Origin of the sequence: Priestia sp. YIM B13489, from assembly GCF_042787645.1 — a bacterium.
Classification (GTDB): Bacteria; Bacillota; Bacilli; order Bacillales; family Bacillaceae_H; genus Priestia; species Priestia megaterium.
Genome location: NZ_JBHZOQ010000053.1, coordinates 2,252,213 through 2,275,608, shown reverse-complemented (window position 1 = coordinate 2,275,608; position 23,396 = coordinate 2,252,213). Strand labels below are relative to the sequence as shown.

The window sequence follows — 23,396 nt, the reverse complement described above, 5'->3', positions numbered from 1 at the left end:
GGTACAAGCTCAACATATAGTTTAACAAAAAGGCATCGCACTTGATTTGTGTGGTGCCTTTTGCTACAAATAACACATGCATCCTTTTTATTACATAGTTTTGGTTGTATCTATTATAATAAGAAGAGATGGCTTAAGGTTGAGGAGGATGAAAGAACTTGAATCGGAAAATCGTTGCACTATTAATGGCACTCTCCTTAGTTGTTGGAGCAGCAGGTACATATTTTGGCATTCAGTATGCAAATGCTGGAACGGTCAGTACCCCCCTTACAACTTCTTCAAATGATAGTAAAGTGGAAAAGGAAGAGCTAGACAAAATCAAGCAAGCTTATGAACTGATCTCTTCAAAATATTACAAAGATGTAGATGACAAAAAATTATTAGATGGCGCAATCCAAGGAATGGTACAAACCTTAGGAGACCCTCACTCATCTTACATGGATAAGAAAACGGCACAGCAATTCACGCAGTCTCTTGATTCATCGTTTGAGGGAATTGGCGCTGAAGTAAGCATGGTAGATGGAAAAGTAACAATCGTAGCTCCGTTTAAACAATCTCCTGCGGAAAAAGCAGGATTAAAACCAAATGATCAGATTTTAAAGATCGATGGTAAAAGTATCGCGGGTCTGGAATTGAATGAAGCAGTATTAAAAATTCGCGGTAAAAAAGGCTCTACCGTGACATTAGATGTTCAACGACCGGGCGTGAAAGAAACGATGAAAGTAAAAGTTGTAAGAGATGAGATTCCAATTGAAACCGTCTATTCTTCTGTTAAAAATGTAAACAATAAAAAAATTGGCTACATGGAAATTACATCATTCTCTGAATCAACGGGAGACGAATTTACGAAACAGTTGAAAAAACTTGAAAATAAAAATATCGATGGCTTAGTTCTAGACGTTCGGGGAAATCCTGGTGGCTATTTAACGAGCGTTGAAAAAATGCTTGATAAATTAGTAACGAATAAAAAGCCATATATCCAAATTGAAGATCGTAACGGTGAACGTCAAAAAGTGGTTTCTTCAATGAAAAAGCAAAAGGATTATCCAATTGTGGCCTTGATTGATGGAGGAAGTGCATCCGCTTCTGAAATTCTTGCCGGGGCATTAAAAGAAGCAGGAGGATACAAGCTAGTCGGTGAAAAATCCTATGGAAAAGGAACCGTTCAACAAGCTGTTCCAATGGAAGACGGCAGTAATTTAAAATTAACGTTCTATAAATGGCTAACGCCTGATGGAAACTGGATTAACGAAAAAGGTATAAAACCAACAGTAGAAGTCAAGCAGCCGGATTATTATTATGCAAATCCAATTCAAGTTGATAAAAAGCCATTAACACGTGATATGACAGGTGACCAAGTGAAGAATGCTCAAGTGATGCTAAAAGGCCTTGGCTTTGAACCTGGACGTACAGACGGATATTTTAGTAAAGAGACAGAAACAGCTGTAACTGCATTCCAAAAAGCCAATAAGCAAAAAGCTACAGGTGAAATCGATGAAGATACAGCAGCGCTTTTACAAACAAAACTTCTAGAAAAAATTAAATCAAAAGATGAAGATCGTCAGCTTCAAACGGCTTTAAAGCTAGCTAGTCAATAAGAAGTAGAAAAAGTTCCGTGCTTTTCCAAAGCACGGAACTTTTTTAGTAAAAACAACATTGTCGGTTAGTGATGCATTTTGATAAAATAAAGAAGCCTATGATACATAACAATCAATCGTAAATGTTGTAATAAAAATGTGAAAAATTACAGGTGGTGAAAAAATGGATTTTGCATTAGAGCTCTTAAAAGGTATCGGGCGTTTGTTTTTACATCCGCTAACTTATCTATTTCTGCTCGTCTCGTTTTTTGTAGGTCTTTCTCGCGTCAAGAGAGAGCGTCAGAATTTTCATGTTCGCGTGTTTGATTTTATTTTAGAAGCAAAATATTTATTTTTTCCAGGTATCATTATTGGGTTGATTTTATCCGTTGTTACCGTGTTGCTAGGTGTCTATGTATCTATAGGAATGATTGTACTTGTAGCTGTTTTAACTTTTATCATAAGCGGCCCTTGGACGTTTAAATGGCTTTCTCCTTCTTACACCGTAGGACTGGCTGTGCTTGCAACCTTGCTTATTCCGGCATCTGGTTTCGGTGAAGGATTTATTCAAACGTGGTCTGTGCAAGCTCATAACGCAGATTTACCTTCTCTGACTATTTTAATGTCTCTGCTTGTATTAGCAGAAGGATATTTAATTTGGAAATTTGGAGCAAAAGGTACGTCTCCAGCCATTGTGAAAAGTAAAAGAGGGCAGGAAATTGGAGCTCATTACTCTCAAAAATTATGGGTTGTCCCGCTTTTTGTCTTAATTCCAGGCAGCGCCATTACGTCTGTGTTTCCATGGTGGCCTGTGTTATCTATTGACGGAACATCATTTAGCCTGTTTTTTGTTCCTTTTGCTATCGGTTTTTATCAGCGAATTCAAAGTATGGTGCCGTTTAAATCTATTGAATTTACTGGTAAGCGTGTATTAGCATTAGGCGTAGGATTAACGATCATTACGATTGCTGCTATTTTTTATCCTCTTGCCGCTGTAGCTGTTGTTATTCTAGCGATCATAGGAAGAGAGTGGATTCGTTTGCAGCAGCGTCGAAGCGATGAAAAAGCGCCCGCACTGTTTACTAAGCGTACACAAGGTTTGGTTGTATTAGGAATCATCCCTCATTCTCCGGCAGAGAAAATGGGTTTGAAAGTAGGAGAAGTGATTATTAAGGTAAATGGAATCGCTGTATCTGAAGTCCATAAATTTTATGAAGCATTACAAGTTAATAACCGTGCTTTTTGTAAGCTGGAAGTTATTGACGAAAATGGAGAAGTTCGCTTTACTCAGCGAGCATTGTATGACAACGAACATCATGAACTAGGTATTTTGTTTGTACACAATTATACAAAACGTGATTCACAAGCTGGTTAAAAGACGGATAAAAAGGAGAAATGTTTGTGGAAGTCAAAACGATTGCCGCAGTTTTTCTACCCGCCATATTGCTTGTTCTGTTTGCTAGAGTAACATATAACTTATATGTTGCCACAGCGCTGACGCTTTTGTTGATAGCTGTTTCTGTATATAAAGGGTACGCAGATTATCCGCTTATTATTTTAATAGATTTACTTTCAGCAGCCATCGGTTTTATATATGCAAAAAGCATGCTAGCAGCTGGAAAATAAAGATTGTTGGTTTGATGATAAGTTAATCGCTTATTATTAAACTGTACACAAAAGCTCTCTGCACAACGTGGAGAGCTTTTGTGTGTAAAAAAGTGAGTTAGAACTTATAACAATATTGTTTCGGTTCATTTAATGAGCGAGTATAATCAAATCAATTAGACAAATATGTTTATATTTAAAATATTTTAAACACTTATGTATAAATTTATTTAAATAAGTGTACAGAAATGTGAGAAGGGTATAGAAAAATAAAAATATTAATCTGAAAATTTAGTTTATTTTTGATTTTAAAAAATAAAAGGAGGTTTAGGATTGATGGAAGTATTAATGAGAACGATGTTTCAGTCGCTTGGCAAAAATCATTCAATAAACAAATTAGCTAAAAAGTATGGATTGAGGATGGGAGCAGCTCGTTTTGTTGCTGGAGACTCAACCGAATCAGCAATTCACACATCTAAGGAGCTTAACAATAGTGGAAAAGTTGTTACACTTGATCATTTAGGAGAATTTGTTTTTACAGAAGAGGAAGCCAGGTTGTCTACTGCCATGTGCATTCAGACACTAGAAGCCATTGCAGAATCGGGCGTTCAATCAAATTTATCATTAAAGATGACTTCTTTAGGATTGGATATTAGCAAAGAGCTTTGTATGGAAAATATGCGCAGAATTCTACACACGGCCAGAATGAATAATATTTTTGTTCGAATTGATATGGAAGACTACTTGCACTGCCAAATCTCCCTTGATATGTATAAAGAATTACGCAAAGAATTTGATAATGTTGGAATTGTGATTCAAGCGTATCTTCATCGTACAGAACAAGATATGAATGACTTACATCAATATCAAGCTAATTTACGTCTAGTAAAAGGAGCTTATAAAGAATCACCAGAAGTATCATTTCCAGAAAAGAAAGACGTAGATGAAAACTATAAAAAAATCATTAAAATGCATTTATTAAATGGTCACTATACAGCTGTAGCAAGTCATGATGAAGAAATGATTCAGTACACAAAACGATTAGTAAGAGAAAATGGTATTTCAAATGACCAATTTGAGTTCCAAATGCTTTATGGAATTTGCGTAGAGCTGCAGGACCGTCTAGTAAAAGAAGGATATAAAGTAAGGGTGTATGTTCCTTACGGAATTGATTGGTTTGGTTATTTCATGAGACGCCTAGCCGAACGCCCCGCCAATGTATGGTTCGTATTAAAAAATTTCTCCAAATAAGTTCAGTCAAAGAAACATAAAAAATTCGACACAAGTACCCTGAGCTTCGTGTCGAATTTTTTGATTAGTTTAGTCCGTATTCTTTGATTTTGTTGTAAAGGGTGCCGCGTGAAATGCCAAGCAAATCTGCTGCTGCACTTTTGTTTCCATAGGTTTTTTGAAGAGTCTCTTCTATTAGCCTAGCTTCTTGAAGAGAATCTTCTTCTTTTTGAACTTCTGTGAAAGAACTTGCATCCTTCAGATTGTCAGGAAGGTGCGTAAGGGTAATCAACGACTGATCACTTAGAAAAATCATTCGTTCAATCGTATTTCTCAGCTCGCGAATATTGCCTGGCCAATCGTATTGCATAAAGGCTTCGAGAACTTCAGAGCTAATGAAAGGAGCCTTCTTTTTATACTTCTTGCTGAATTCCTGTACAAATTGCTGTGTCAATGCTTCGATGTCTTCTTTATGGTCTCGAAGCGGCGGAATTATAATGTTAATGACGGTCAGCAAATAGTAAAGATTTTCATGGAATTCACCGGCTTTTAGCAACTCTTCCAAAGGCGTCGTGGTAGAGGCTACAATTCGGGTTTGAACTTGAATTTCTTCCGTGCCTCCAACGTGATAAAAGGATCGTTCTTCCAAGTAACGCAGAAACTTAACTTGAATTTCAAGAGGCATTTTATCAATTTCTTCAATAAATAACGTCCCGTTGTGAGCCTGCTCCAGTTTTCCCGCAATGGTTGTTGGATCTTCTGAAAAGACATCTTTTTGATGACCAAAGAGCTCAATTTCCAGGAGTCCCGATGGAATAGTGGCGCAATTTAAAGATAAAAAAGGTTCTTTATGTTTGGCTCCACCGTAGTGGATGGCCTGAGCCAGCATTTCTTTCCCAGAACCAGGTTCTCCTGTTAATAAAATAGGCATATCTGTAGATGCCACTTTTTTGGCAATGTCAACGGCTTGCTTAATTTCAGGACTGATACCCGCGAAAGAAGAAAATGGATTATCTTTTGGAATGAGAAGAGACACATCAATTTCTTCATTTAATCTTACAATATTGGTAATGTCATGTTCAGTTGCGACTCCACCTATGACTCGATTGTTTCTTATAATAGGAGATGCATTGATGAGCACGTGAGTTTGTTCATTAGGACGATGATACGTTCCGCGTACAGGGCGCCCTTCATTTAGAATCGTATGTAGAATGATGGATTCATCTTTGAAATGCTCTCCGATTTTTCTACCAATAATATCATCTCTCTGAATCTTATACGTATGTTCCGCAGCAGTATTCCACAAGATTACATTTCCTTCATTATCGACCGCTGTCACTGCATCATTAATGGTTTCTGCCAATGTATCAAAATAGGAAGCTAATATCTCATTTTGGCTATGCAAATGTGTAATCCACTGCGAAGGTGTTACAAGTCCTATTGTGGTTTCTTGGTTTTCTGCTTGAATGAGGACTGGTCTGTTCCAGTTTGTGTTGGCTTGTAAATTGGCTAACGTAGAAGTAGAAGATGAAGGCCAATTTGTATCCGCTATTACTTTTTTTATGGACGATGCCTCGTCATGACCTGTTAACAGGTATCGTTCATCTTTTTGTATTACATAAAAGGTACTTGCTGTGACTACGACGAAGTCATAGTTTGAAAGTTCAGATGTCACTTTAGCTAAAGAAGTTGATTCTTCAACTGTTATAAAGGAGTTATTTATAAGAACTTGATCAACGCTTGCCATACTAAACCCCTCTCAGTACATATTTTTTATACTGTATCATAATTTAGAAATTGGCGCAAAAGCCTATCTTTTTCAAACAATAACGAAGCTTACTTTCTTTTATTGCTTTCATCTAAAGAGTTGTATTCCCTTCGAAAAGGGTAGTATAAGAATTTAGTGGGTAATAAAGTAACAGGGTAAAAAATAAAAACAAACAAACACTATATAAGATTAATACTCATTAGTTTCATTTATGATTATAAAGTGATAAAATACGAATATCAGTTCGCGTTTTCGGTTTTTACATATCGTAATAAAAATAGATAAAACAAGAAAATAGAAACGGAGGCCTTCATTTGAAAGATCAGTTTGAATTAGTATCCCCATATCAACCGCAGGGTGATCAGCCAAAGGCAATTGAAAAGATCGTGAAAGGAATTAAAGAAGGTAAGCAGCATCAAGTTTTGTTAGGTGCTACAGGAACGGGAAAAACTTTCACCATGTCTAATGTTATTAAGGAAATAAATAAGCCGACACTAATTATGGCTCATAACAAAACGCTTGCTGGTCAATTGTACAGTGAGTTTAAAGAGTTTTTTCCTAATAATGCAGTCGAATACTTTGTCAGTTACTACGATTACTATCAGCCTGAAGCCTATGTACCTCAAACAGATACATTTATTGAAAAAGATGCAAGCATTAATGATGAAATTGATAAACTTCGTCACTCGGCAACTTCTTCTCTTTTTGAACGAAAAGATGTCATTATTATTGCCAGCGTATCCTGTATTTATGGCTTAGGGTCTCCGGAAGAATACAAAGAAATGGTCGTATCTCTTCGAGTAGGAATGGAAAAAGAGCGTAATCAGCTGCTTCGTACGCTAGTAGATGTACAGTACGAAAGAAATGATATTGACTTTAAGCGTGGAACGTTTCGCGTTCGCGGTGATGTTGTGGAGATTTTCCCTGTGTCTCGAGATGAACACTGTATTCGCGTCGAGTTTTTCGGCGATGAAATTGACCGCATCCGAGAAGTTGACGCTCTAACAGGAGAAATCATTGGTGATCGTGAACATGTAGCTATCTTCCCGGCATCTCACTTTGTCACGAGAGAAGAAAAAATGCGTGTTGCCATTCAAAATATTGAAAAAGAACTAGAAGAACAGCTAGAGAAGCTAAAAGAAGCAGGCAAGCTTTTAGAAGCGCAGCGCTTGGAGCAGCGCACGCGCTACGACCTAGAAATGATGAGAGAAATGGGCTTTTGTTCGGGAATCGAGAACTACTCTCGTCATTTAACGCTTCGTCCCGCTGGTTCTACACCTTATACACTGCTGGACTTCTTCCCTGAAGATTTCCTTCTTGTTGTGGATGAATCACACGTTACGATTCCTCAAGTTAGAGGAATGTACAATGGGGACCAAGCGCGTAAACAAGTGTTAGTGGACCATGGTTTCCGCTTGCCTTCCGCATTAGATAACCGCCCGCTTAAATTTGATGAATTTGAACAGCATATTAACCAAATTGTTCATGTTTCCGCAACACCAGGTCCTTATGAACTTGAGAAGGCACCTGATGTGATTGAACAAATTATCCGTCCAACGGGATTATTGGATCCAAATATTGAAGTTCGACCAATTGAAGGGCAGATTGATGATTTAATTGGAGAAATTCACGACCGCATTAAGCGAAATGAACGAGTACTCGTTACGACGTTAACAAAGAAAATGTCCGAGGATTTAACGAACTACTTAAAAGAAATCGGCATTAAAGTTCAATATCTTCACTCTGAAGTGAAGACGCTCGAGCGTATTGAAATTATCCGAGAGCTGCGGCTTGGAAAGTACGATGTGCTTGTAGGAATTAACTTACTTCGTGAAGGTTTAGATATTCCGGAAGTTTCGTTAGTAACCATATTAGACGCGGATAAAGAAGGATTCTTGCGTTCAGAACGATCGCTTATTCAAACCATCGGACGTGCTGCACGAAATGCTAATGGACATGTCATTATGTATGCAGATCGCATCACAAACTCCATGAACATTGCTATCAATGAGACCAAGCGTCGTAGAAGTATTCAAGAAGCTTACAATGAAGAGCATGGTATTACACCGACAACGATTCAAAAAGAAGTTCGAGGCTCAATTCGTGCAACAGTAGTAGCAGAAGATACAGAAACGTATGAAGAAGCACCGGCATTTGATAAGCTCAACAAAAAAGAAAAAGCAAAGCTCGTAGAAGAAATGGAACAAGAAATGAAAGAAGCAGCCAAAGCGCTTAACTTTGAACGCGCAGTTGAGCTTCGTGACTTGATTCTAGAATTAAAAGCGGAAGGGTGATAAAACATGGCGATGGAAAAAATCGTGGTAAAAGGTGCACGAGCCCACAATTTGAAAAATATCGATATTGAAATCCCGCGAGACAAATTAGTAGTATTAACAGGGTTATCAGGTTCTGGTAAATCTTCTTTAGCTTTCGATACAATCTATGCAGAAGGACAAAGACGTTATGTCGAGTCGCTTTCGGCATATGCAAGACAGTTTTTAGGTCAAATGGATAAGCCCGATGTAGATTCAATCGAAGGATTGTCGCCTGCTATTTCAATCGATCAAAAAACAACGAGCCGAAACCCTCGTTCAACCGTCGGAACTGTGACCGAAATCTATGACTATTTGCGCCTTTTGTTTGCTCGTGTAGGAAAGCCGATTTGTCCTAATCATGGAATTGAAATTACATCTCAAACGATTGAGCAAATGGTAGATAGAATTTTAGAGTACCCTGAACGTACAAAGCTTCAAGTACTGGCACCTGTGGTATCTGGCCGAAAAGGTACCCACGTAAAAGTGTTAGAAGATATTAAAAAGGAAGGGTACGTTCGCATTCGAGTAGACGGAGAAATGCGTGAAATAACAGAAGAAATTGAACTGGAAAAAAACAAAAAGCACTCCATTGAAGTAGTAATTGATCGCGTTGTTGTAAAAGAAGGTGTAGCCGCTCGTTTGTCGGACTCTTTGGAATCAGCTCTTCGCCTCGGAGAAGGGAAAGTAATTATTGATGTGATAGGTGAAGAAGAACTGCTTTTTAGTGAGCATCATGCTTGTCCAAAATGTGGTTTCTCCATTGGAGAACTTGAGCCCCGCATGTTTTCATTTAATAGTCCGTACGGGGCGTGTCCAACGTGTGACGGGTTAGGAACGAAATTGGAAGTGGACAAAGATTTAGTTATTCCTAACTATGACTTAACGCTTCGCCAGCACGCAATTGCACCTTGGGAGCCAACAAGTTCTCAATATTATCCGCAGCTGCTTGAAGCCGTATGTACACATTACGGCATCGATATGGACGTGCCTGTGCGAGATATCCCGGAACATTTATTTGATAAAGTGTTATATGGCAGCGGTAAAGAAAAAATTTACTTTCGCTATGAAAATGATTTTGGCCAAGTAAGAGAAAATCATATCGAATTTGAAGGCGTGCTTCGGAATGTAGAGCGCCGTTATCATGAAACAAGTTCAGATTATATCCGTGAGCAAATGGAAAAGTACATGGCTCAGCAAGCTTGTCCAAAATGTAAAGGAAATCGCTTGAAACGCGAAAGCTTAGCGGTGCTTATTGACGAAAAGCATATAGGAGATACAACCCGCTTCTCAGTAAAAGAAGCATATGATTTTTTTGAAAGTCTCAGCCTATCTGAAAAAGACATGAAGATTGCGGATATGATACTGCGTGAAATTCGTGAGCGTCTAAGCTTTCTCATTAACGTGGGGCTTGATTACCTAACATTAAACCGCTCTGCTGGAACTCTCTCGGGAGGAGAAGCACAGCGGATCCGTTTAGCTACTCAAATTGGTTCTCGTTTAACGGGGGTTCTTTATATTTTAGATGAACCTTCTATCGGTCTTCATCAGCGTGACAATGATCGCTTAATTCGCACGATGCAAGATATGCGCGATATTGGAAATACGTTGATTGTTGTAGAACATGACGAAGATACGATGATGGCAGCTGATTATTTAATTGATATCGGACCAGGAGCCGGCGTACACGGAGGTGCTGTTGTTTCTCAAGGTGCGCCTCAGGAAGTGATGAAGGATGAAAACTCTTTAACGGGTCAATATCTATCAGGAGAGAAGTTTATTCCTCTTCCAGCGGAAAGACGGTCAATAGATAAAGATCGGATGATTGAAATTATAGGAGCAAAAGAAAATAATTTAAAAAATGTAAAAGCAAAGCTTCCGTTAGGTATGTTCACGGCTGTTACAGGTGTATCTGGATCAGGTAAGAGTACGCTGGTAAATGATATCCTTCATAAATCATTGGCGCAAAAGCTGCATAAAGCAAAAAGCAAAGCAGGAGAACATAAAGAAATCAAAGGCATTGAACACTTAGATAAAGTCATCGATATTGATCAGTCTCCCATAGGCCGTACGCCTCGTTCGAACCCTGCAACTTATACAGGTGTATTCGATGACATCCGAGATGTATTTGCCCAAACAAACGAAGCAAAAGTGCGCGGATATAAAAAAGGCCGTTTTAGCTTTAACGTGAAAGGCGGCCGCTGTGAAGCTTGTCGAGGAGACGGTATTATCAAGATTGAAATGCATTTCTTGCCAGATGTATACGTCCCTTGTGAAGTCTGCCACGGCAAACGATATAACCGTGAAACTTTAGAAGTGAAATACAAAGATCAAAACATTTCAGATGTGTTGGATATGACCGTTGAAGACGCGCTTCACTTCTTTGAAAACATTCCAAAGATTAAGCGGAAGCTGCAGACAATTTACGATGTAGGACTTGGCTATATCACCCTTGGACAGCCGGCTACTACTTTATCCGGTGGAGAGGCACAGCGTGTAAAATTAGCTTCAGAGCTTCACCGCCGCTCAACAGGAAGAACGCTGTACATTTTAGACGAACCGACTACCGGTCTTCATGTCGATGATATTGCACGATTATTAAAAGTGCTCCAGCGTTTAGTTGAAAATGGAGATACGGTTTTAGTGATCGAACATAATTTAGACGTCATCAAAGCAGCTGATTACCTGCTTGATTTAGGGCCTGAAGGTGGAGATAAAGGCGGACAAATTGTGGCTACGGGTACGCCAGAAGAAGTGGCAAAAGTAAAAGAATCCTATACGGGTCATTATTTGAAGCCAATTTTAGAACGTGACCGCAAGCGTATGGAGAAAAAAGTTGAAAAAGCAGAGGCATTAACTCGTTAAAAGACACCAGCATTGGTGTCTTTTTTATAAAGAATGAAACTTTTTAACTCATTAAACCGTAATACATGATATAAGGAGCTGATTATTATGGAAGGAAATCGCATACTATCTTCCTTAAATTATTTTAGCGTTTTCTTTGCACCATTTTTATTACCTATTATTATTTATTTTGTTGTTCATAACATAGAAGTAAAGAAACATGCAAAAACTGCATTTTTGTCACATTTATTACCTATCGCTACAGCGATCTTGTTCTTATTTTTCTTGCTTCCTGCTCTTACTGGCTCTAGTGGAACGGTATTTATTCTTTTAATTGTAGCTTTAGTTGTTGTTTCTTTAGTTAATGTTGTTGTGTTTGTATGGAATATTGTAAAAGGGATACAAATATTAAGCAGATAAAAGTTAAATGACTAAAACGTAAAGAGGAGATGGAAGGTATGAGTGAAAAGCGTAAACAAATTTTACAGATGGTAGAAGAAGGGAAACTTAGCGTAGATGAGGCTTTAACTTTGCTGAATTCATTGGAAAAAGACTCAGCTAATGATTCTTCCTATGCTACGCCTGATAAAGCTGAGCTATCCCCTTATGTAGGAGGAAAACAGAAAAAAACGTACGCTTCTAAGTCATCTCAAAGCTCTTTAAAGGAAAAATTATTTACATTTGTAGATCAAACGGTAAAAAAAGTAAAAGAAGGAGATTTAGATTTTAACTTTGGTCCTTCGATTGACGTTCAGCACATCTTTCAACAATCAGAAGCATATATTCAAGAGATTGACGTAGATTTAGCAAATGGAAGCGTCCAACTCCGACCTTGGGGAAGTACAGAAGTACGAATAGAGTGTGAAGCTGCTATCTACAAAGTAGAGAATTCGGATGAAGCACGCCGCACTTTCTTGCAGCATACGGCGTTTTCCATTGAAAATGGCAAATTGCGCTTTTCAATTCAGCAAAAGCAAATGAAAGTGAAAGCGATTATTTATATTCCAGAAATGGAATATGAACGCGTCAAGCTCCGTATGTTTAATGGTTCAATCGATGGGGAAAGACTAAGCGTACGAGACCTGAAAGCCAAAACAGCTAATGGTACCATCCGCTTTTACGATGTGAACAGCCATTCTCTCGAAATGGAGACATCAAACGGGCACATGGAACTTTCTCGAATACTCGCTTCGAAATGTGAGCTTGAAACAATCAATGGAACGGTTAAATTTGATGGAGATACAAAAAAGATTGATGTTCAGACATTTAACGGAGATATTGATACGTATTTAAAAGGAGAGCGCATTGAAAAAGCATTTTTCAAAACGACTACAGGAAGCATTACGCTCTATACGCCGCCTCATCTCTCCGTTGATGGAGATTTGAAATCTAACTTTGGGAATTTTACGTGTACACTTCCTGAGATGGAAATAGTAGATGAGAAAAAAGAAACGGTGATGAAACAACTTCGTTTCAAAGCAAATGTCGCTTCGCCGAAAGGCTATAAATTGTTAGCTGAATCCAAAACGGGCTCAATTGTTATAAAATAGAAAACGCTTGTTTTAGTAAAAAAACAAAGGAGATGATTAACGTGCGAAAGTTGTATCGTTCGCGAACAAATCGCAAGCTTGCGGGTGTTATCGGCGGTATTTCTCAGTATATCGGAATAGATGCTTCACTACTCCGCGTATTGTTTATCATCAGTTTATTTTTTACAGTAGGTACTCCGGTCATCTTATATATGATTTTTGTGTTTTTAGTTCCAAATGAAGAAGGAGATTTCTAAAAATGTTATTGCGTGGAATCATTAGTATTTTAATCAATGCCCTCGTATTAATCGTAATTGCAGGTTATATCGACACTTTCCACTTGGAATCAGTCAGTGCAGCTATTATCGCGAGCTTGATTCTATCTATTTTGAACGTGTTTGTTAAGCCGATTTTAATTTTACTTACCCTGCCGGTGACATTTCTTACGCTTGGGCTGTTTTTATTCGTCATTAATGCCATTACGCTGATGATTACACAAAGTGTTATGGGAGATTCTTTTAATATTGACGGGTTTGGTACAGCGCTTTTAGCCTCAGTAATTATGTCGCTTTTAAATGCGCTTATTCAACGAGTGATTGTTGAACCGCTTCAAAATAGAAGATAACTTTCTTGCAATATTTAATTTTCTAAAAAAGATGGTAAGGTGATGCAGCCTATGCCATCTTTTTTTCTTTTCTTTCCGTATTAATGATAAAATAAAATGGCTAGAACCAAACGCGACATAAAAGCGAGAGTTGGATATACTGTAGACATGAACAGGTATATGACTGTTCATAAAAGGAGGATGCACGGTGGTTAAAGTACGTACAAAAGACATCATTGAGAAATTTAAATTAGAGCTTATTAGCGGAGAAGAAGGAATCGACCGCCCTATTTCAACAAGTGATATTTCACGTCCAGGTATTGAAATGGCAGGTTATTTTACATATTACCCAGCAGAACGTATCCAGCTGTTAGGTAAAACAGAACTATCATTTTTTAAACAATTAGATGATGAACAAAAAAAAGTTCGAATGGAAAAGATGTGTACAGATATCACGCCGGCTATCATTGTTTCGCGCGAAATGGATGTACCGAAAGAACTTATCGAAGCTTCAGAGCGTGAATCAGTTCCTGTGCTGCGTTCAAGCTTTAAAACAACGCGACTTTCCAGCCATTTAACGAATTTTCTTGAAAGCCGGCTAGCACCTACTACTGCCATGCACGGCGTATTAGTTGATATATACGGAATTGGTGTATTAATCATGGGAAAAAGCGGCGTTGGTAAAAGTGAAACAGCTCTAGAGCTTGTTAAGAGGGGACATCGTCTAGTAGCCGATGACTGTGTGGAAATCCGTCAAGAAGATCAAGACACGCTTGTAGGAAATGCGCCTGGTTTAATCGAGCATTTGCTTGAAATTCGAGGACTAGGGATCATCAATGTGATGACGCTATTCGGCGCAGGAGCTGTACGAAGCTATAAGCGAATTTCACTTGTTATTCAGTTAGAGACATGGGATCAGCAGAAACATTATGATCGCCTTGGTTTAGAAGAAGATAAAATGAAAATTATTGATACAGACGTTACAAAAATTACATTGCCAGTACGTCCGGGACGAAACTTAGCTGTTATCATTGAAGTGGCGGCAATGAACTTCCGCTTAAAGCGTATGGGTATTAACGCAGCAGAACAATTTTCTGCACGTCTAACAGATGTAATTGAAGAAGGAGATCGTGAAGATTTATAAGAAAGGGTGTTAACTTGTGGAAGCAACTATTCAGCCGTTAGATCGCGTTTTCCTTGAAATTGGCCCTCTAACGGTCTACTGGTACGGCGTAATTATCGGTGCAGGTGTTCTATTAGGTCTTTATATTGCGACAAGAGAAAGTGTAAGAAGAGGCTTATCAAAAGATACATTTGTTGATCTTATCTTATTTGCTGTGCCAATAGCTATTATTTGTGCACGAATTTATTATGTATCCTTTGAATGGGGATACTATTCAAAGCATTTAAATGAAATACCTCAGATTTGGCAAGGTGGGATTGCCATTCATGGGGGCTTAATCGGAGGCGTATTAACTGCCATTGTGTATTCGAAAGTAAAAAAAATTTCATTTTGGAAGTTGGCTGATATTGCTGCGCCTAGTTTAATCCTTGGCCAAGCCATTGGGCGCTGGGGAAACTTTATGAATCAAGAGGCACATGGGGGCCCGGTTACCCGTGCTTTTTTAGAAGGGTTGCACCTTCCAAATTTTATCATTAACCAAATGTATATTAACGGTACATACTATCATCCTACGTTTTTATACGAATCATTATGGGATTTTGCCGGATTTATCCTGTTGATGGTACTTCGCCGCACCAGTCTGCGAAAAGGAGAAATTTTCTTATCTTATTTAATCTGGTACTCAGTTGGACGCTTCTTTGTAGAAGGGCTTCGCACGGATAGTTTAATGCTGACGCATACACTCAGAATCGCTCAAGTTGTTTCACTCGCACTGATTGTAATAGCCATTATTTTAATTATTGTCCGCCGCGTGACGGGCATGAGTAAACAGAAATACTTAGAGAATGAAGAAGCACAATCTAAGGCGTAAATGAAGAAAAGCTACAAGATTTACACAAACTTGATTTGACGCAAGGGAAGGAAATGAATAATGACGATTAATACGGTTTTGTTTGATTTAGACGGTACGTTAATTGATACAAATGAATTAATTATTGCTTCATTTACTCATACGCTTAATCACTATTATCCTGAACAATATACTCGTGAAGATATTTTACAGTTTATGGGACCTCCTTTATACGACACGTTTGTAGAAATGGATAAAACGAAAGTAAACGAAATGATTGAGATGTATCGCACGCATAATCTAGCTAATCATGATTTGCTTGTTAAAGAATTTGAAGGCGTACTTGAAACAGTTAAATGGCTGCACGAGCAGAATTATAAATTAGGCATTGTCACAACAAAGCAAAGAAATACGGTCATGATGGGGCTTAAGTTAACAAAGTTAGACCAGTTCTTTGATACGATTGTTGCAATTGAAGACGTAACAAATGCAAAGCCGCATCCTGAGCCAGTAGAAAAAGCACTGAAGCTGCTTAATGCTAAACCTGAAGAAACGCTGATGGTGGGAGATAACCATCATGACATCGTTTCTGGCCAAAGAGCTTATACGAAAACAGCTGGAGTTGCTTGGAGCGCAAAAGGAAGAGATCATATCGCTTCTTATAATCCTGATATTATTTTAGAGAATATGACGGATTTAATTGATATATTAAAAGGAGAACGTCAGTGAGAAAAACGACGCGCTATCCGGTTAAAGGAGCTAATTCCCTTTGGCATGTCTATAAGACCGTGCCTTTTTGGAAAGTAGTGCGCAACTTCCTAATCATTCAATGCGCTCGCTATACGCCTTTTCTTTTGATGAAAAACTGGCTGTACAAAGCGTGCCTAGGGATGAAAGTAGGACCTCAAACATCCTTTGCCCTTATGGTGATGCTCGATATTATGTTTCCTGAAAAAATACAAGTAGGACGCAATACGGTTATCGGATACAATACAACTATTCTCGCTCATGAATATCTGATAACGGAATATCGTCTTGGAGATGTCATCATTGGGGATGAAGTGATGATTGGAGCAAATAGCACCATCCTTCCAGGCGTAACAATCGGCAACGGAGCGGTTGTAGCGGCTGGAACGGTGGTTCATAAAGATGTAGCACCCGGTTTCTTTGTTGGAGGTAACCCTATGCGTGTCATCTATACAAAAGAAGAAATGGAAAAGCGCAAGGAAGCAGAGCCTAAAGCCACAACTTAGCAAGAACTAAGCTGTGGTTTTTTTTGTAAATTTGAACAGCTGGCGGTTGACGGCTGACTTTATCGGGTGTAAACTATCAATAACTTTAATTTGTTATTTCGCTAATACATTAGCGTGATAAAGCGAAATCAACCTATCAATAATAGATAAAATCAAGCTTAAAGGACGTGTCGGAATGTCAAAGTTATTTATGTTTGAAAAACCCCTTGGAATGAGAGATACCCTGCCAGCTCTTTTTGAAAGAAAAAAACAAGTTCGCAATCAGCTGGCAGATGAAATCAGCAGCTGGGGCTATCAATATATGGCAACGCCTACTGTGGAATACTACGAGACGGTAGGAAGCGCATCAGCTATTTTAGATCAACAATTGTTTAAACTTTTAGATAAAGAAGGGCATACGCTTGTGCTGCGACCGGATGTAACAACGCCATTTGCACGTGTGGCCGCTTCAAAACTTTTAAATAATTCTCCTTTGCGCTTAGCTTATGAAGCAAATGTATTCCGAGCTCAGCAGCGTGAGGGCGGCCGCCCGGCGGAGTTTGAACAAATAGGCGTTGAGCTAATTGGAGACGCTACGATGAGCAGCGATGCTGAAGTGATTGCTCTCATGATCGGCGCGTTAAAAAGAGCGGGACTTAAATCATTTAAAGTGGCAATTGGCCATATCGGGTTTGTTAATTCGCTTTTTTTAGAAATTGTCGGAAATGAAGAACGTGCTAACGTGCTTCGCCGCTTTTTATATGAGAAAAATTACGTGGGTTATCGTAATCATGTAAAAGATTTGAATCTATCTTCTATTGATAAACAGCGTCTCCTTCAGCTGCTTAACCTGCGCGGAGATGAAAAGAAGATTGAAGAAGCGGTTGAACTAGTTGAAAACGAAGCTGGTAAAAAAGCAGCCGGTGATTTGAAAAAGCTATGGAATATGCTTGATGCGTACGGTGTAACGGATGAAATTAAAATTGATTTTAACTTAGTCAGTCATATGAGCTATTACACAGGTATTTTATTTGAAGTCTTTGCTGAAAACGTTGGTTTCCATATCGGTAATGGAGGACGTTATGACCAGCTTCTTGAAAAATTTGCGTCTAAAACACCAGCTACAGGATTTGGAATTCAGCTCGACCGCTTAATTGAAGCGCTGGGCGAAGAAGTATATGAGCCTTCAGCAGTATACGGCATATTATATAGCCAGGAGCGTTTAGATGAGGCATTAGCTTTAGCTGCTGAACAGCGCAAGCAAGGATACCGGGTAGTGACTCAGGAAATTGCAGGCGTTGATGATGTTGATGTATTTACTGCACAGTTTGAAGAAGTCACGTTTCTAATTGGAAAACGAGGCAAGGGGGGACAATAATGAGTGAACTATTAACAATTGCAATGCCAAAAGGACGTATTTTTGAAGAAGCAGCTGAACTTTTGCGTCAAGCAGACTTTCAATTGCCGCCAGAATTTGACGATTCGCGCAAGCTGATTGTAGACATTCCTGAAGAGAACATGCGCTTTATTTTAGCAAAACCAATGGACGTTACTACTTATGTAGAATACGGGGTAGCGGATCTTGGTATTGCAGGTAAAGACGTAATGTTAGAAGAAGAAAGAGATGTCTATGAGCTGTTGGATTTAAATATTAGTAAATGTCATCTGGCCGTTGCCGGTTTGCCTAATGCTAAAAAATCAGAAATTGCTCAAAAAGTGGCAACCAAATATCCAAATGTAGCATCTACTTATTTCAGGGAGCAAGGAGAGCAAGTAGAAATTATTAAATTGAATGGTTCCATTGAATTAGCGCCTTTAATCGGCCTGGCTGATCGGATCGTTGATATTGTATCAACAGGACAAACACTAAAAGAGAACGGACTTGTTGAATTGGAGCACATTGAAGATATTACATCGCGTTTGATTGTGAACCCTGTGAGCTATCGTTTAAAAGACGAACGAATTGATGATTTAGTGAATCGTTTAGCCCAAGTGGTTCAACCTGTATAAAAGAGGTGACATACATTGAAAATTACACGTGTAACAGAACAAGTGAGCTTAAAACGTACGATTGATCAAGGAACGAGTGCTCAAAGAGAAATTGTCGTAAATATTTTAAAGCAGGTGCAAGAGCAAAAAGACGAAGCTTTAAAAAGGTATACAGCCCAATTTGACGGCGTTGAGCTTTCTTCTTTGCTTGTGACAGAACAAGAAAAGAAGCGTGCTTATGAGCTGGTTGATGCAGATATGCTGTCAATCATTCGTGAAGCTGCTGACAACATTCGTGATTACCACGAAAGAATGGTCGAGCAGTCTTGGATGACAACAAAAGAAGATGGAACCATTTTAGGGCAGAAAGTAACGCCTTTAGATGCAGTAGGTGTTTATGTACCGGGAGGCCTTGCGGCTTATCCTTCTTCCGTTTTAATGAATGTCATTCCTGCTCAAGTGGCAGGTGTAAAACGTATCGTGATGGTTTCACCTCCAGGAAAAGACGGCGCGCTTCCTGCTGGAGTAGTGGTAGCAGCGAGTGAGCTTGGGGTCAAAGAGATTTATAAAGTAGGGGGAGCTCAGGCAGTAGGGGCACTTGCCTATGGAACAGAAACAATTCAATCCGTCGATAAAATTGTAGGGCCAGGTAATATCTTTGTTGCATTAGCGAAAAGGGAAGTATATGGCTTAGTAGACATTGACTCAATTGCTGGACCTAGTGAAATTGTCGTACTAGCAGACGATACGGCTAAGCCGAACGAAGTGGCCGCTGATTTATTGTCTCAAGCAGAACATGACAAATTAGCTTCAAGTATTTTAGTTACACCTTCTATGAAATTAGCCGAAGCTGTTAAAGAAGAAGTGGAAAGACAAGTGGAATCTTTACCTCGTAAAGAAATTGCAAAACCTTCTATTGATAACCATGGCGCTATTTATGTGACCGGGTCATTAGAAGAAGCGATTGAAGCTGTTAATCAATTAGCTCCTGAGCATTTAGAAATTATGACTGAAAGTCCGCTTGAACTTTTAGGTTCCATTCGTCATGCCGGTGCTATTTTTCTAGGAAGATACAGCTCAGAACCTGTTGGCGATTATTTCGCGGGACCAAACCATGTTCTTCCAACAAATGGGACAGCAAAATTCTCAAGTCCTTTATCAGTTGATTCATTTGTGAAAAAGTCTAGTATCATTTCATACAGCCAACAAGCTCTGCAGAAAAATGTCTCGAAAATCGCAGCATTTGCTCGTTTAGAAGGGCTAGAAGCTCATGCAAGGGCGGTTGAAGAACGCTTTAAAAAATAAGGTGGAGATTAAAAGAAAAGAGTAGAAATGTTCTTTTCTTTACTTATTACATGCACAGTTGAAAGGAGTTTCACAATGAGAGAGTCAAGTATTAAACGTACAACAAACGAAACGGATATTGCATTAGCGATTGGAATCGATGGAGAAGGAAAAGCGAGCATTGATACAGGCGTTCCTTTTTTAAATCATATGCTCGATTTATTTACAAAACACGGACAGTTTAACCTTGATGTAAAAGCAGATGGAGACACGGAGATTGATGATCACCATACAACGGAAGATATCGGTATTTGCCTTGGTCAAACGTTCAAAGAAGCGCTCGGTGATAAAAAAGGAATTAAGCGCTATGGAAATGCTTTCGTACCAATGGATGACGCGTTGGCTCAAGTGGTAGTAGATTTAAGCAATCGTCCTCATTTTGAATTTAAAGGTGATATTCCCGCGCCGCGCGTCGGTACATTTGATACAGAGCTTGTGTATGAATTTTTATGGAAATTTGCATTAGAATCTCGCATGAATGTACATGTAATTGTACACTACGGTAAAAATACGCACCACATTATTGAAGCGGTGTTTAAGGCTTTAGCACGTGCTTTGGACGAAGCGACAACGATTGATCCGCGTGTCAAAGGTGTGCCTTCGACGAAAGGGATGTTGTAAATGATTGGAATTGTCGACTATGGGATGGGCAACTTATACAGCGTAAGTAAAGCTCTTGAACGATTAAACTATGATTATATTATCTCGGCAGATCCTGCAGAACTAAGAAAGGCAAAAGGGCTGATTCTTCCTGGAGTTGGAGCATTCAAAGATGCGATGGAACAGCTGAATCAAACAAAGCTGACGGACTTTATTAAAGAAGAAGTAGCAAAAGGAATGCCTTTGCTTGGAATTTGTTTAGGTATGCAGCTTTTATTTGAAGAAAGCGATGAGAACGGCGTAACAAAAGGGCTGGAACTGTTAAAAGGGAGAGTCGAGCGTATTCCCGGCATTACTGCCGAAGGACAGACATATAAAGTTCCCCATATGGGCTGGAACTCTTTAGATTTTCATCAGCAGTCTGCTCTGCTTGATGGAATCAGTGAAGGTCATGTGTACTTTGTTCACTCTTATTACGTAAAAACAAATGATCAAGACGTGCTTTTAGCAACAAGTCCTTATGATGTCGAAGTTCCAGCAGTTGTTGGAAAAGCACACGTATTTGGCACTCAATTCCACCCTGAAAAAAGCAGTGCAATCGGAATGCAAATGCTGCAAAATTATGCAAACTTCGTAGAGAAAAGGAGCCCATCGTATGAGCAAATTTGAAATATATCCAGCCATTGATATGCGCGGAGGAAAGTGCGTCCGTTTGCTTCAAGGAGATTACTCAAAAGAAACGGTGTACGGAGATTCTCCGGTAGATATGGCCACACAATTCGCAAGTGAAGGCGCTCAGTGGATTCACATGGTTGATTTAGACGGCGCAAAAGCGGCCAAGCGCGTGAATGATGAATTTGTGCTAGGCGTGAAAAAGAAATTAGATGTACGTGTGCAAATTGGAGGAGGCATTCGCTCAGAAGCTGACGTTGCTTACTATTTAGAAAACGGAATTGACCGTGTTATTTTAGGAAGTGCAGCTATTTCTAATCCTGAATTTGTGAAAAAAATGCTGAAGGAATATGGTGCGCGTATTGCTATTGGTATTGATGCACGTGATGGCTATGTTGCGACGGAAGGCTGGGTGGAAACATCTACAATCAAAGCGACAGAACTAGGAAAAGAATTGGCTAATGCTGGTGCGGAAACATTTATTTTCACGGATATTTCTACTGATGGTATGCTGTCTGGTCCTAATGTGGAAGGAATTGTTGAAATGGCTAAGGCTACTGGAAAAGGTGTGATTGCATCAGGGGGAGTTAGTAAACTTGCTGATCTAGATGCACTAAAGAAATATGAAGCTGACGGTGTTATTGGTGCCATCGTAGGGAAAGCACTTTATACAAATAAGTTTACAGTAGCTGAAGCACTTCAAGAGGTGAAAGCGTAATGATTACAAAACGAATCATTCCTTGTTTAGATGTAAAGGACGGCCGTGTGGTAAAAGGAGTTCAGTTTGTGGAACTTCGAGATGCAGGAGATCCTGTAGAATTGGCGAAATTTTACGATGAAGAAGGCGCAGACGAATTAGTCTTTTTAGACATTTCTGCTTCTCATGAAGGACGCAAAACGATGGTACATGTTGTAGAAGAAGTAGCATCTCAGCTAGCGATTCCTTTTACGGTGGGCGGAGGAATTAATGCATTAGAAGATATGAAAAGAATGCTTCGTGCTGGTGCAGACAAAGTGTCATTAAATACAGCGGCCGTACTCAATCCAACACTGATTACAGAAGGGTCCGACTTTTTTGGAGCTCAGTGTATTGTGGTAGCCATCGATGCTAAGTACGATGAAAGCTTACAATCATGGCGAGTCTACACACACGGAGGCCGCAACGCAACGGACTGGGAAGTAATCCACTGGGCCAGAGAAGCAGTGAAGCGCGGTGCGGGTGAGATCTTGTTAACGAGTATGGATAAAGACGGTGAAAAATCAGGGTTTGATTTAGCATTAACCAAAGCAGTCAGCCAAGCGGTGAGCGTTCCTGTTATTGCTTCTGGCGGCGCAGGAAATGGTCAAGATTTTGTCGATGCGTTTGAAAAAGGGGAAGCTGACGCGGCTTTGGCGGCTTCGATCTTTCACTATAAAGAAACATCTGTAAAAGAAATTAAAAGCTATGCAAAACAACAAGGAGTGAGCATTCGATGACGATTGAAAACATTAAATTCAACAGTGATGGACTTGTGCCAGCTATTGTACAAGATGCTGTGAGCAAAGAAGTTTTAACATTGGCTTATATGAACGAAGAATCACTTCAAAAATCAATTGATACACGTGAAACATGGTTTTACAGCCGTTCTCGACAAGAGTTGTGGCACAAGGGTGCAACCTCTGGAAACACACAAAAAATTGTGAGCATGGCATATGACTGTGATGCTGATTCTCTTGTTGTAAAAGTGGAGCCTCAAGGTCCTGCTTGTCATACGGGCGCTTACAGCTGCTTTAATGAAACAATTCTTGGTGAAAATAAACAAAATAATAATCGGTTTGCTATTATTAATGAGCTAGAAGAAGTAATCGCTAAGCGTGAAGCTGAAATGCCAGAAGGAGCTTATACGACGTACTTATTCGATAAAGGCGTAGATAAAATCCTCAAAAAAGTAGGAGAAGAAGCTGGTGAAGTGATTATTGCAGCAAAAAATCGTGACCATGATGAGCTGAAGTGGGAAGTTGCAGATTTATTGTACCACGTACTTGTTTTACTTCGTGAGCAAAAGCTGCCTTTAGACGATGTCCTATCAGTATTAAAAGAGCGTCACTCTAGCTAATAGCTACATAGTGAAAGGAGA

General features: G+C 39.3%; 23 protein-coding genes. 22 read left to right on the top strand and 1 reads right to left on the bottom strand.

The genetic code is table 11. The annotated features are described in order from the left end of the window. Positions 1-158 precede the first annotated feature (158 nt). The 4 genes from ACFX4W_RS17435 to ACFX4W_RS17420 all read left to right on the top strand — a co-directional run bounded on the left by ACFX4W_RS17435 (position 159) and on the right by ACFX4W_RS17420 (position 4,433). Positions 159-1,598 carry a S41 family peptidase gene (locus ACFX4W_RS17435; RefSeq protein WP_013059738.1) on the top strand — a complete coding sequence of 480 codons (1,440 nt, stop codon included), beginning with the start codon at positions 159-161 and terminating at the stop codon, positions 1,596-1,598. A gap of 163 nt (positions 1,599-1,761) precedes the next feature. Further along, positions 1,762-2,952, top strand: a complete 1,191-nt coding sequence (locus ACFX4W_RS17430) for a PDZ domain-containing protein (RefSeq protein WP_025752562.1) — start codon at positions 1,762-1,764, stop codon at positions 2,950-2,952. A 26-nt stretch (positions 2,953-2,978) separates the two neighbouring features. Then, positions 2,979-3,203, top strand: a complete 225-nt coding sequence (locus tag ACFX4W_RS17425; RefSeq protein WP_013059736.1) for a DUF2198 family protein — start codon at positions 2,979-2,981, stop codon at positions 3,201-3,203. A gap of 315 nt (positions 3,204-3,518) precedes the next feature. Next, positions 3,519-4,433, top strand: coding sequence for a proline dehydrogenase family protein (locus ACFX4W_RS17420; RefSeq protein WP_043977377.1), 915 nt, complete (start codon positions 3,519-3,521; stop codon positions 4,431-4,433). 64 nt (positions 4,434-4,497) lie between these two features. Here the strand turns inward: ACFX4W_RS17420 and ACFX4W_RS17415 are convergent, their stop codons facing one another. Then, positions 4,498-6,159: a sigma-54 interaction domain-containing protein gene (locus tag ACFX4W_RS17415; protein ID WP_043977375.1), complete on the bottom strand. Its 1,662-nt coding sequence runs from the start codon at positions 6,157-6,159 to the stop codon at positions 4,498-4,500. A gap of 335 nt (positions 6,160-6,494) precedes the next feature. Here ACFX4W_RS17415 and uvrB point away from each other — a divergent pair, with 335 nt between their 5' ends. The 18 genes from uvrB to hisIE all read left to right on the top strand — a co-directional run bounded on the left by uvrB (position 6,495) and on the right by hisIE (position 23,375). Continuing rightward, entirely contained in the window at positions 6,495-8,474 is a 1,980-nt protein-coding gene (gene uvrB, locus ACFX4W_RS17410; RefSeq protein ID WP_377559844.1) for an excinuclease ABC subunit UvrB, read from the top strand. A 6-nt stretch (positions 8,475-8,480) separates the two neighbouring features. Beyond that, positions 8,481-11,357, top strand: coding sequence for an excinuclease ABC subunit UvrA (gene uvrA / locus ACFX4W_RS17405; protein ID WP_043977369.1), 2,877 nt, complete (start codon positions 8,481-8,483; stop codon positions 11,355-11,357). Between the two features lie 87 nt (positions 11,358-11,444). Further along, entirely contained in the window at positions 11,445-11,756 is a 312-nt protein-coding gene (locus ACFX4W_RS17400; protein ID WP_013059730.1) for a hypothetical protein, read from the top strand. 38 nt (positions 11,757-11,794) lie between these two features. Then, on the top strand, positions 11,795-12,886 hold the full coding sequence (locus ACFX4W_RS17395) for a DUF4097 family beta strand repeat-containing protein (RefSeq protein WP_043977367.1): 1,092 nt from the start codon (positions 11,795-11,797) through the stop codon (positions 12,884-12,886). Positions 12,887-12,927: 41 nt separating this feature from the next. Next, positions 12,928-13,122 carry a PspC domain-containing protein gene (locus ACFX4W_RS17390; RefSeq protein WP_013059728.1) on the top strand — a complete coding sequence of 65 codons (195 nt, stop codon included), beginning with the start codon at positions 12,928-12,930 and terminating at the stop codon, positions 13,120-13,122. Positions 13,123-13,124: 2 nt separating this feature from the next. Beyond that, positions 13,125-13,490, top strand: coding sequence for a phage holin family protein (locus ACFX4W_RS17385; RefSeq protein ID WP_013059727.1), 366 nt, complete (start codon positions 13,125-13,127; stop codon positions 13,488-13,490). Positions 13,491-13,677: 187 nt separating this feature from the next. Continuing rightward, on the top strand, positions 13,678-14,613 hold the full coding sequence (gene hprK / locus ACFX4W_RS17380) for an HPr(Ser) kinase/phosphatase (protein WP_013085404.1): 936 nt from the start codon (positions 13,678-13,680) through the stop codon (positions 14,611-14,613). A 16-nt stretch (positions 14,614-14,629) separates the two neighbouring features. After that, entirely contained in the window at positions 14,630-15,463 is an 834-nt protein-coding gene (lgt, locus tag ACFX4W_RS17375; protein WP_013085403.1) for a prolipoprotein diacylglyceryl transferase, read from the top strand. A gap of 60 nt (positions 15,464-15,523) precedes the next feature. Then, complete coding sequence (gene ppaX, locus ACFX4W_RS17370; protein WP_043977364.1) at positions 15,524-16,171, top strand: pyrophosphatase PpaX; 648 nt, start codon at positions 15,524-15,526, stop codon at positions 16,169-16,171. Next, a complete protein-coding gene (locus ACFX4W_RS17365; RefSeq protein WP_043977362.1) occupies positions 16,168-16,695 on the top strand; it encodes an acyltransferase in 528 nt (175 codons plus the stop codon). The genes ppaX and ACFX4W_RS17365 overlap by 4 nt, the downstream gene beginning before the upstream one ends. A gap of 175 nt (positions 16,696-16,870) precedes the next feature. Continuing rightward, a complete protein-coding gene (locus ACFX4W_RS17360) occupies positions 16,871-18,052 on the top strand; it encodes an ATP phosphoribosyltransferase regulatory subunit (protein ID WP_043977360.1) in 1,182 nt (393 codons plus the stop codon). Further along, a complete protein-coding gene (gene hisG / locus ACFX4W_RS17355) occupies positions 18,052-18,684 on the top strand; it encodes an ATP phosphoribosyltransferase (protein ID WP_013059721.1) in 633 nt (210 codons plus the stop codon). Before ACFX4W_RS17360 ends, hisG begins: the two co-directional genes overlap by 1 nt. 15 nt (positions 18,685-18,699) lie before the next feature. Continuing rightward, on the top strand, positions 18,700-19,968 hold the full coding sequence (gene hisD, locus ACFX4W_RS17350) for a histidinol dehydrogenase (RefSeq protein ID WP_013085399.1): 1,269 nt from the start codon (positions 18,700-18,702) through the stop codon (positions 19,966-19,968). A gap of 75 nt (positions 19,969-20,043) precedes the next feature. Then, complete coding sequence (gene hisB / locus ACFX4W_RS17345) at positions 20,044-20,628, top strand: imidazoleglycerol-phosphate dehydratase HisB (RefSeq protein ID WP_043977358.1); 585 nt, start codon at positions 20,044-20,046, stop codon at positions 20,626-20,628. Then, positions 20,629-21,276, top strand: a complete 648-nt coding sequence (hisH, locus tag ACFX4W_RS17340) for an imidazole glycerol phosphate synthase subunit HisH (protein WP_162215083.1) — start codon at positions 20,629-20,631, stop codon at positions 21,274-21,276. It abuts the gene before it with no gap. After that, entirely contained in the window at positions 21,263-21,997 is a 735-nt protein-coding gene (gene hisA, locus ACFX4W_RS17335) for a 1-(5-phosphoribosyl)-5-[(5-phosphoribosylamino)methylideneamino]imidazole-4-carboxamide isomerase (RefSeq protein WP_013085396.1), read from the top strand. Before hisH ends, hisA begins: the two co-directional genes overlap by 14 nt. Next, complete coding sequence (hisF, locus tag ACFX4W_RS17330; protein ID WP_377559837.1) at positions 21,997-22,755, top strand: imidazole glycerol phosphate synthase subunit HisF; 759 nt, start codon at positions 21,997-21,999, stop codon at positions 22,753-22,755. The genes hisA and hisF overlap by 1 nt, the downstream gene beginning before the upstream one ends. Next, on the top strand, positions 22,752-23,375 hold the full coding sequence (gene hisIE, locus ACFX4W_RS17325) for a bifunctional phosphoribosyl-AMP cyclohydrolase/phosphoribosyl-ATP diphosphatase HisIE (protein ID WP_154990606.1): 624 nt from the start codon (positions 22,752-22,754) through the stop codon (positions 23,373-23,375). The genes hisF and hisIE overlap by 4 nt, the downstream gene beginning before the upstream one ends. The last annotated feature ends 21 nt before the right edge of the window (positions 23,376-23,396 follow it).

Bases quoted from the DNA above. Each gene is read 5' to 3' on its own strand.
- hisF (WP_377559837.1), top strand. From the start codon at position 21,997: ATGATTACAAAACGAATCATTCCTTGTTTAGATGTAAAGGACGGCCGT.
- hisIE (WP_154990606.1), top strand. From the start codon at position 22,752: ATGACGATTGAAAACATTAAATTCAACAGTGATGGACTTGTGCCAGCT.
- ACFX4W_RS17430 (WP_025752562.1), top strand. From the start codon at position 1,762: ATGGATTTTGCATTAGAGCTCTTAAAAGGTATCGGGCGTTTGTTTTTA.
- ACFX4W_RS17400 (WP_013059730.1), top strand. From the start codon at position 11,445: ATGGAAGGAAATCGCATACTATCTTCCTTAAATTATTTTAGCGTTTTC.
- uvrA (WP_043977369.1), top strand. From the start codon at position 8,481: ATGGCGATGGAAAAAATCGTGGTAAAAGGTGCACGAGCCCACAATTTG.
- hisG (WP_013059721.1), top strand. From the start codon at position 18,052: ATGAGTGAACTATTAACAATTGCAATGCCAAAAGGACGTATTTTTGAA.
- ACFX4W_RS17420 (WP_043977377.1), top strand. From the start codon at position 3,519: ATGGAAGTATTAATGAGAACGATGTTTCAGTCGCTTGGCAAAAATCAT.
- hisA (WP_013085396.1), top strand. From the start codon at position 21,263: ATGAGCAAATTTGAAATATATCCAGCCATTGATATGCGCGGAGGAAAG.
- hisH (WP_162215083.1), top strand. From the start codon at position 20,629: ATGATTGGAATTGTCGACTATGGGATGGGCAACTTATACAGCGTAAGT.
- ACFX4W_RS17360 (WP_043977360.1), top strand. From the start codon at position 16,871: ATGTCAAAGTTATTTATGTTTGAAAAACCCCTTGGAATGAGAGATACC.
- ACFX4W_RS17385 (WP_013059727.1), top strand. From the start codon at position 13,125: ATGTTATTGCGTGGAATCATTAGTATTTTAATCAATGCCCTCGTATTA.
- ppaX (WP_043977364.1), top strand. From the start codon at position 15,524: ATGACGATTAATACGGTTTTGTTTGATTTAGACGGTACGTTAATTGAT.
- hisB (WP_043977358.1), top strand. From the start codon at position 20,044: ATGAGAGAGTCAAGTATTAAACGTACAACAAACGAAACGGATATTGCA.
- ACFX4W_RS17395 (WP_043977367.1), top strand. From the start codon at position 11,795: ATGAGTGAAAAGCGTAAACAAATTTTACAGATGGTAGAAGAAGGGAAA.
- ACFX4W_RS17415 (WP_043977375.1), bottom strand. From the start codon at position 6,159: ATGGCAAGCGTTGATCAAGTTCTTATAAATAACTCCTTTATAACAGTT.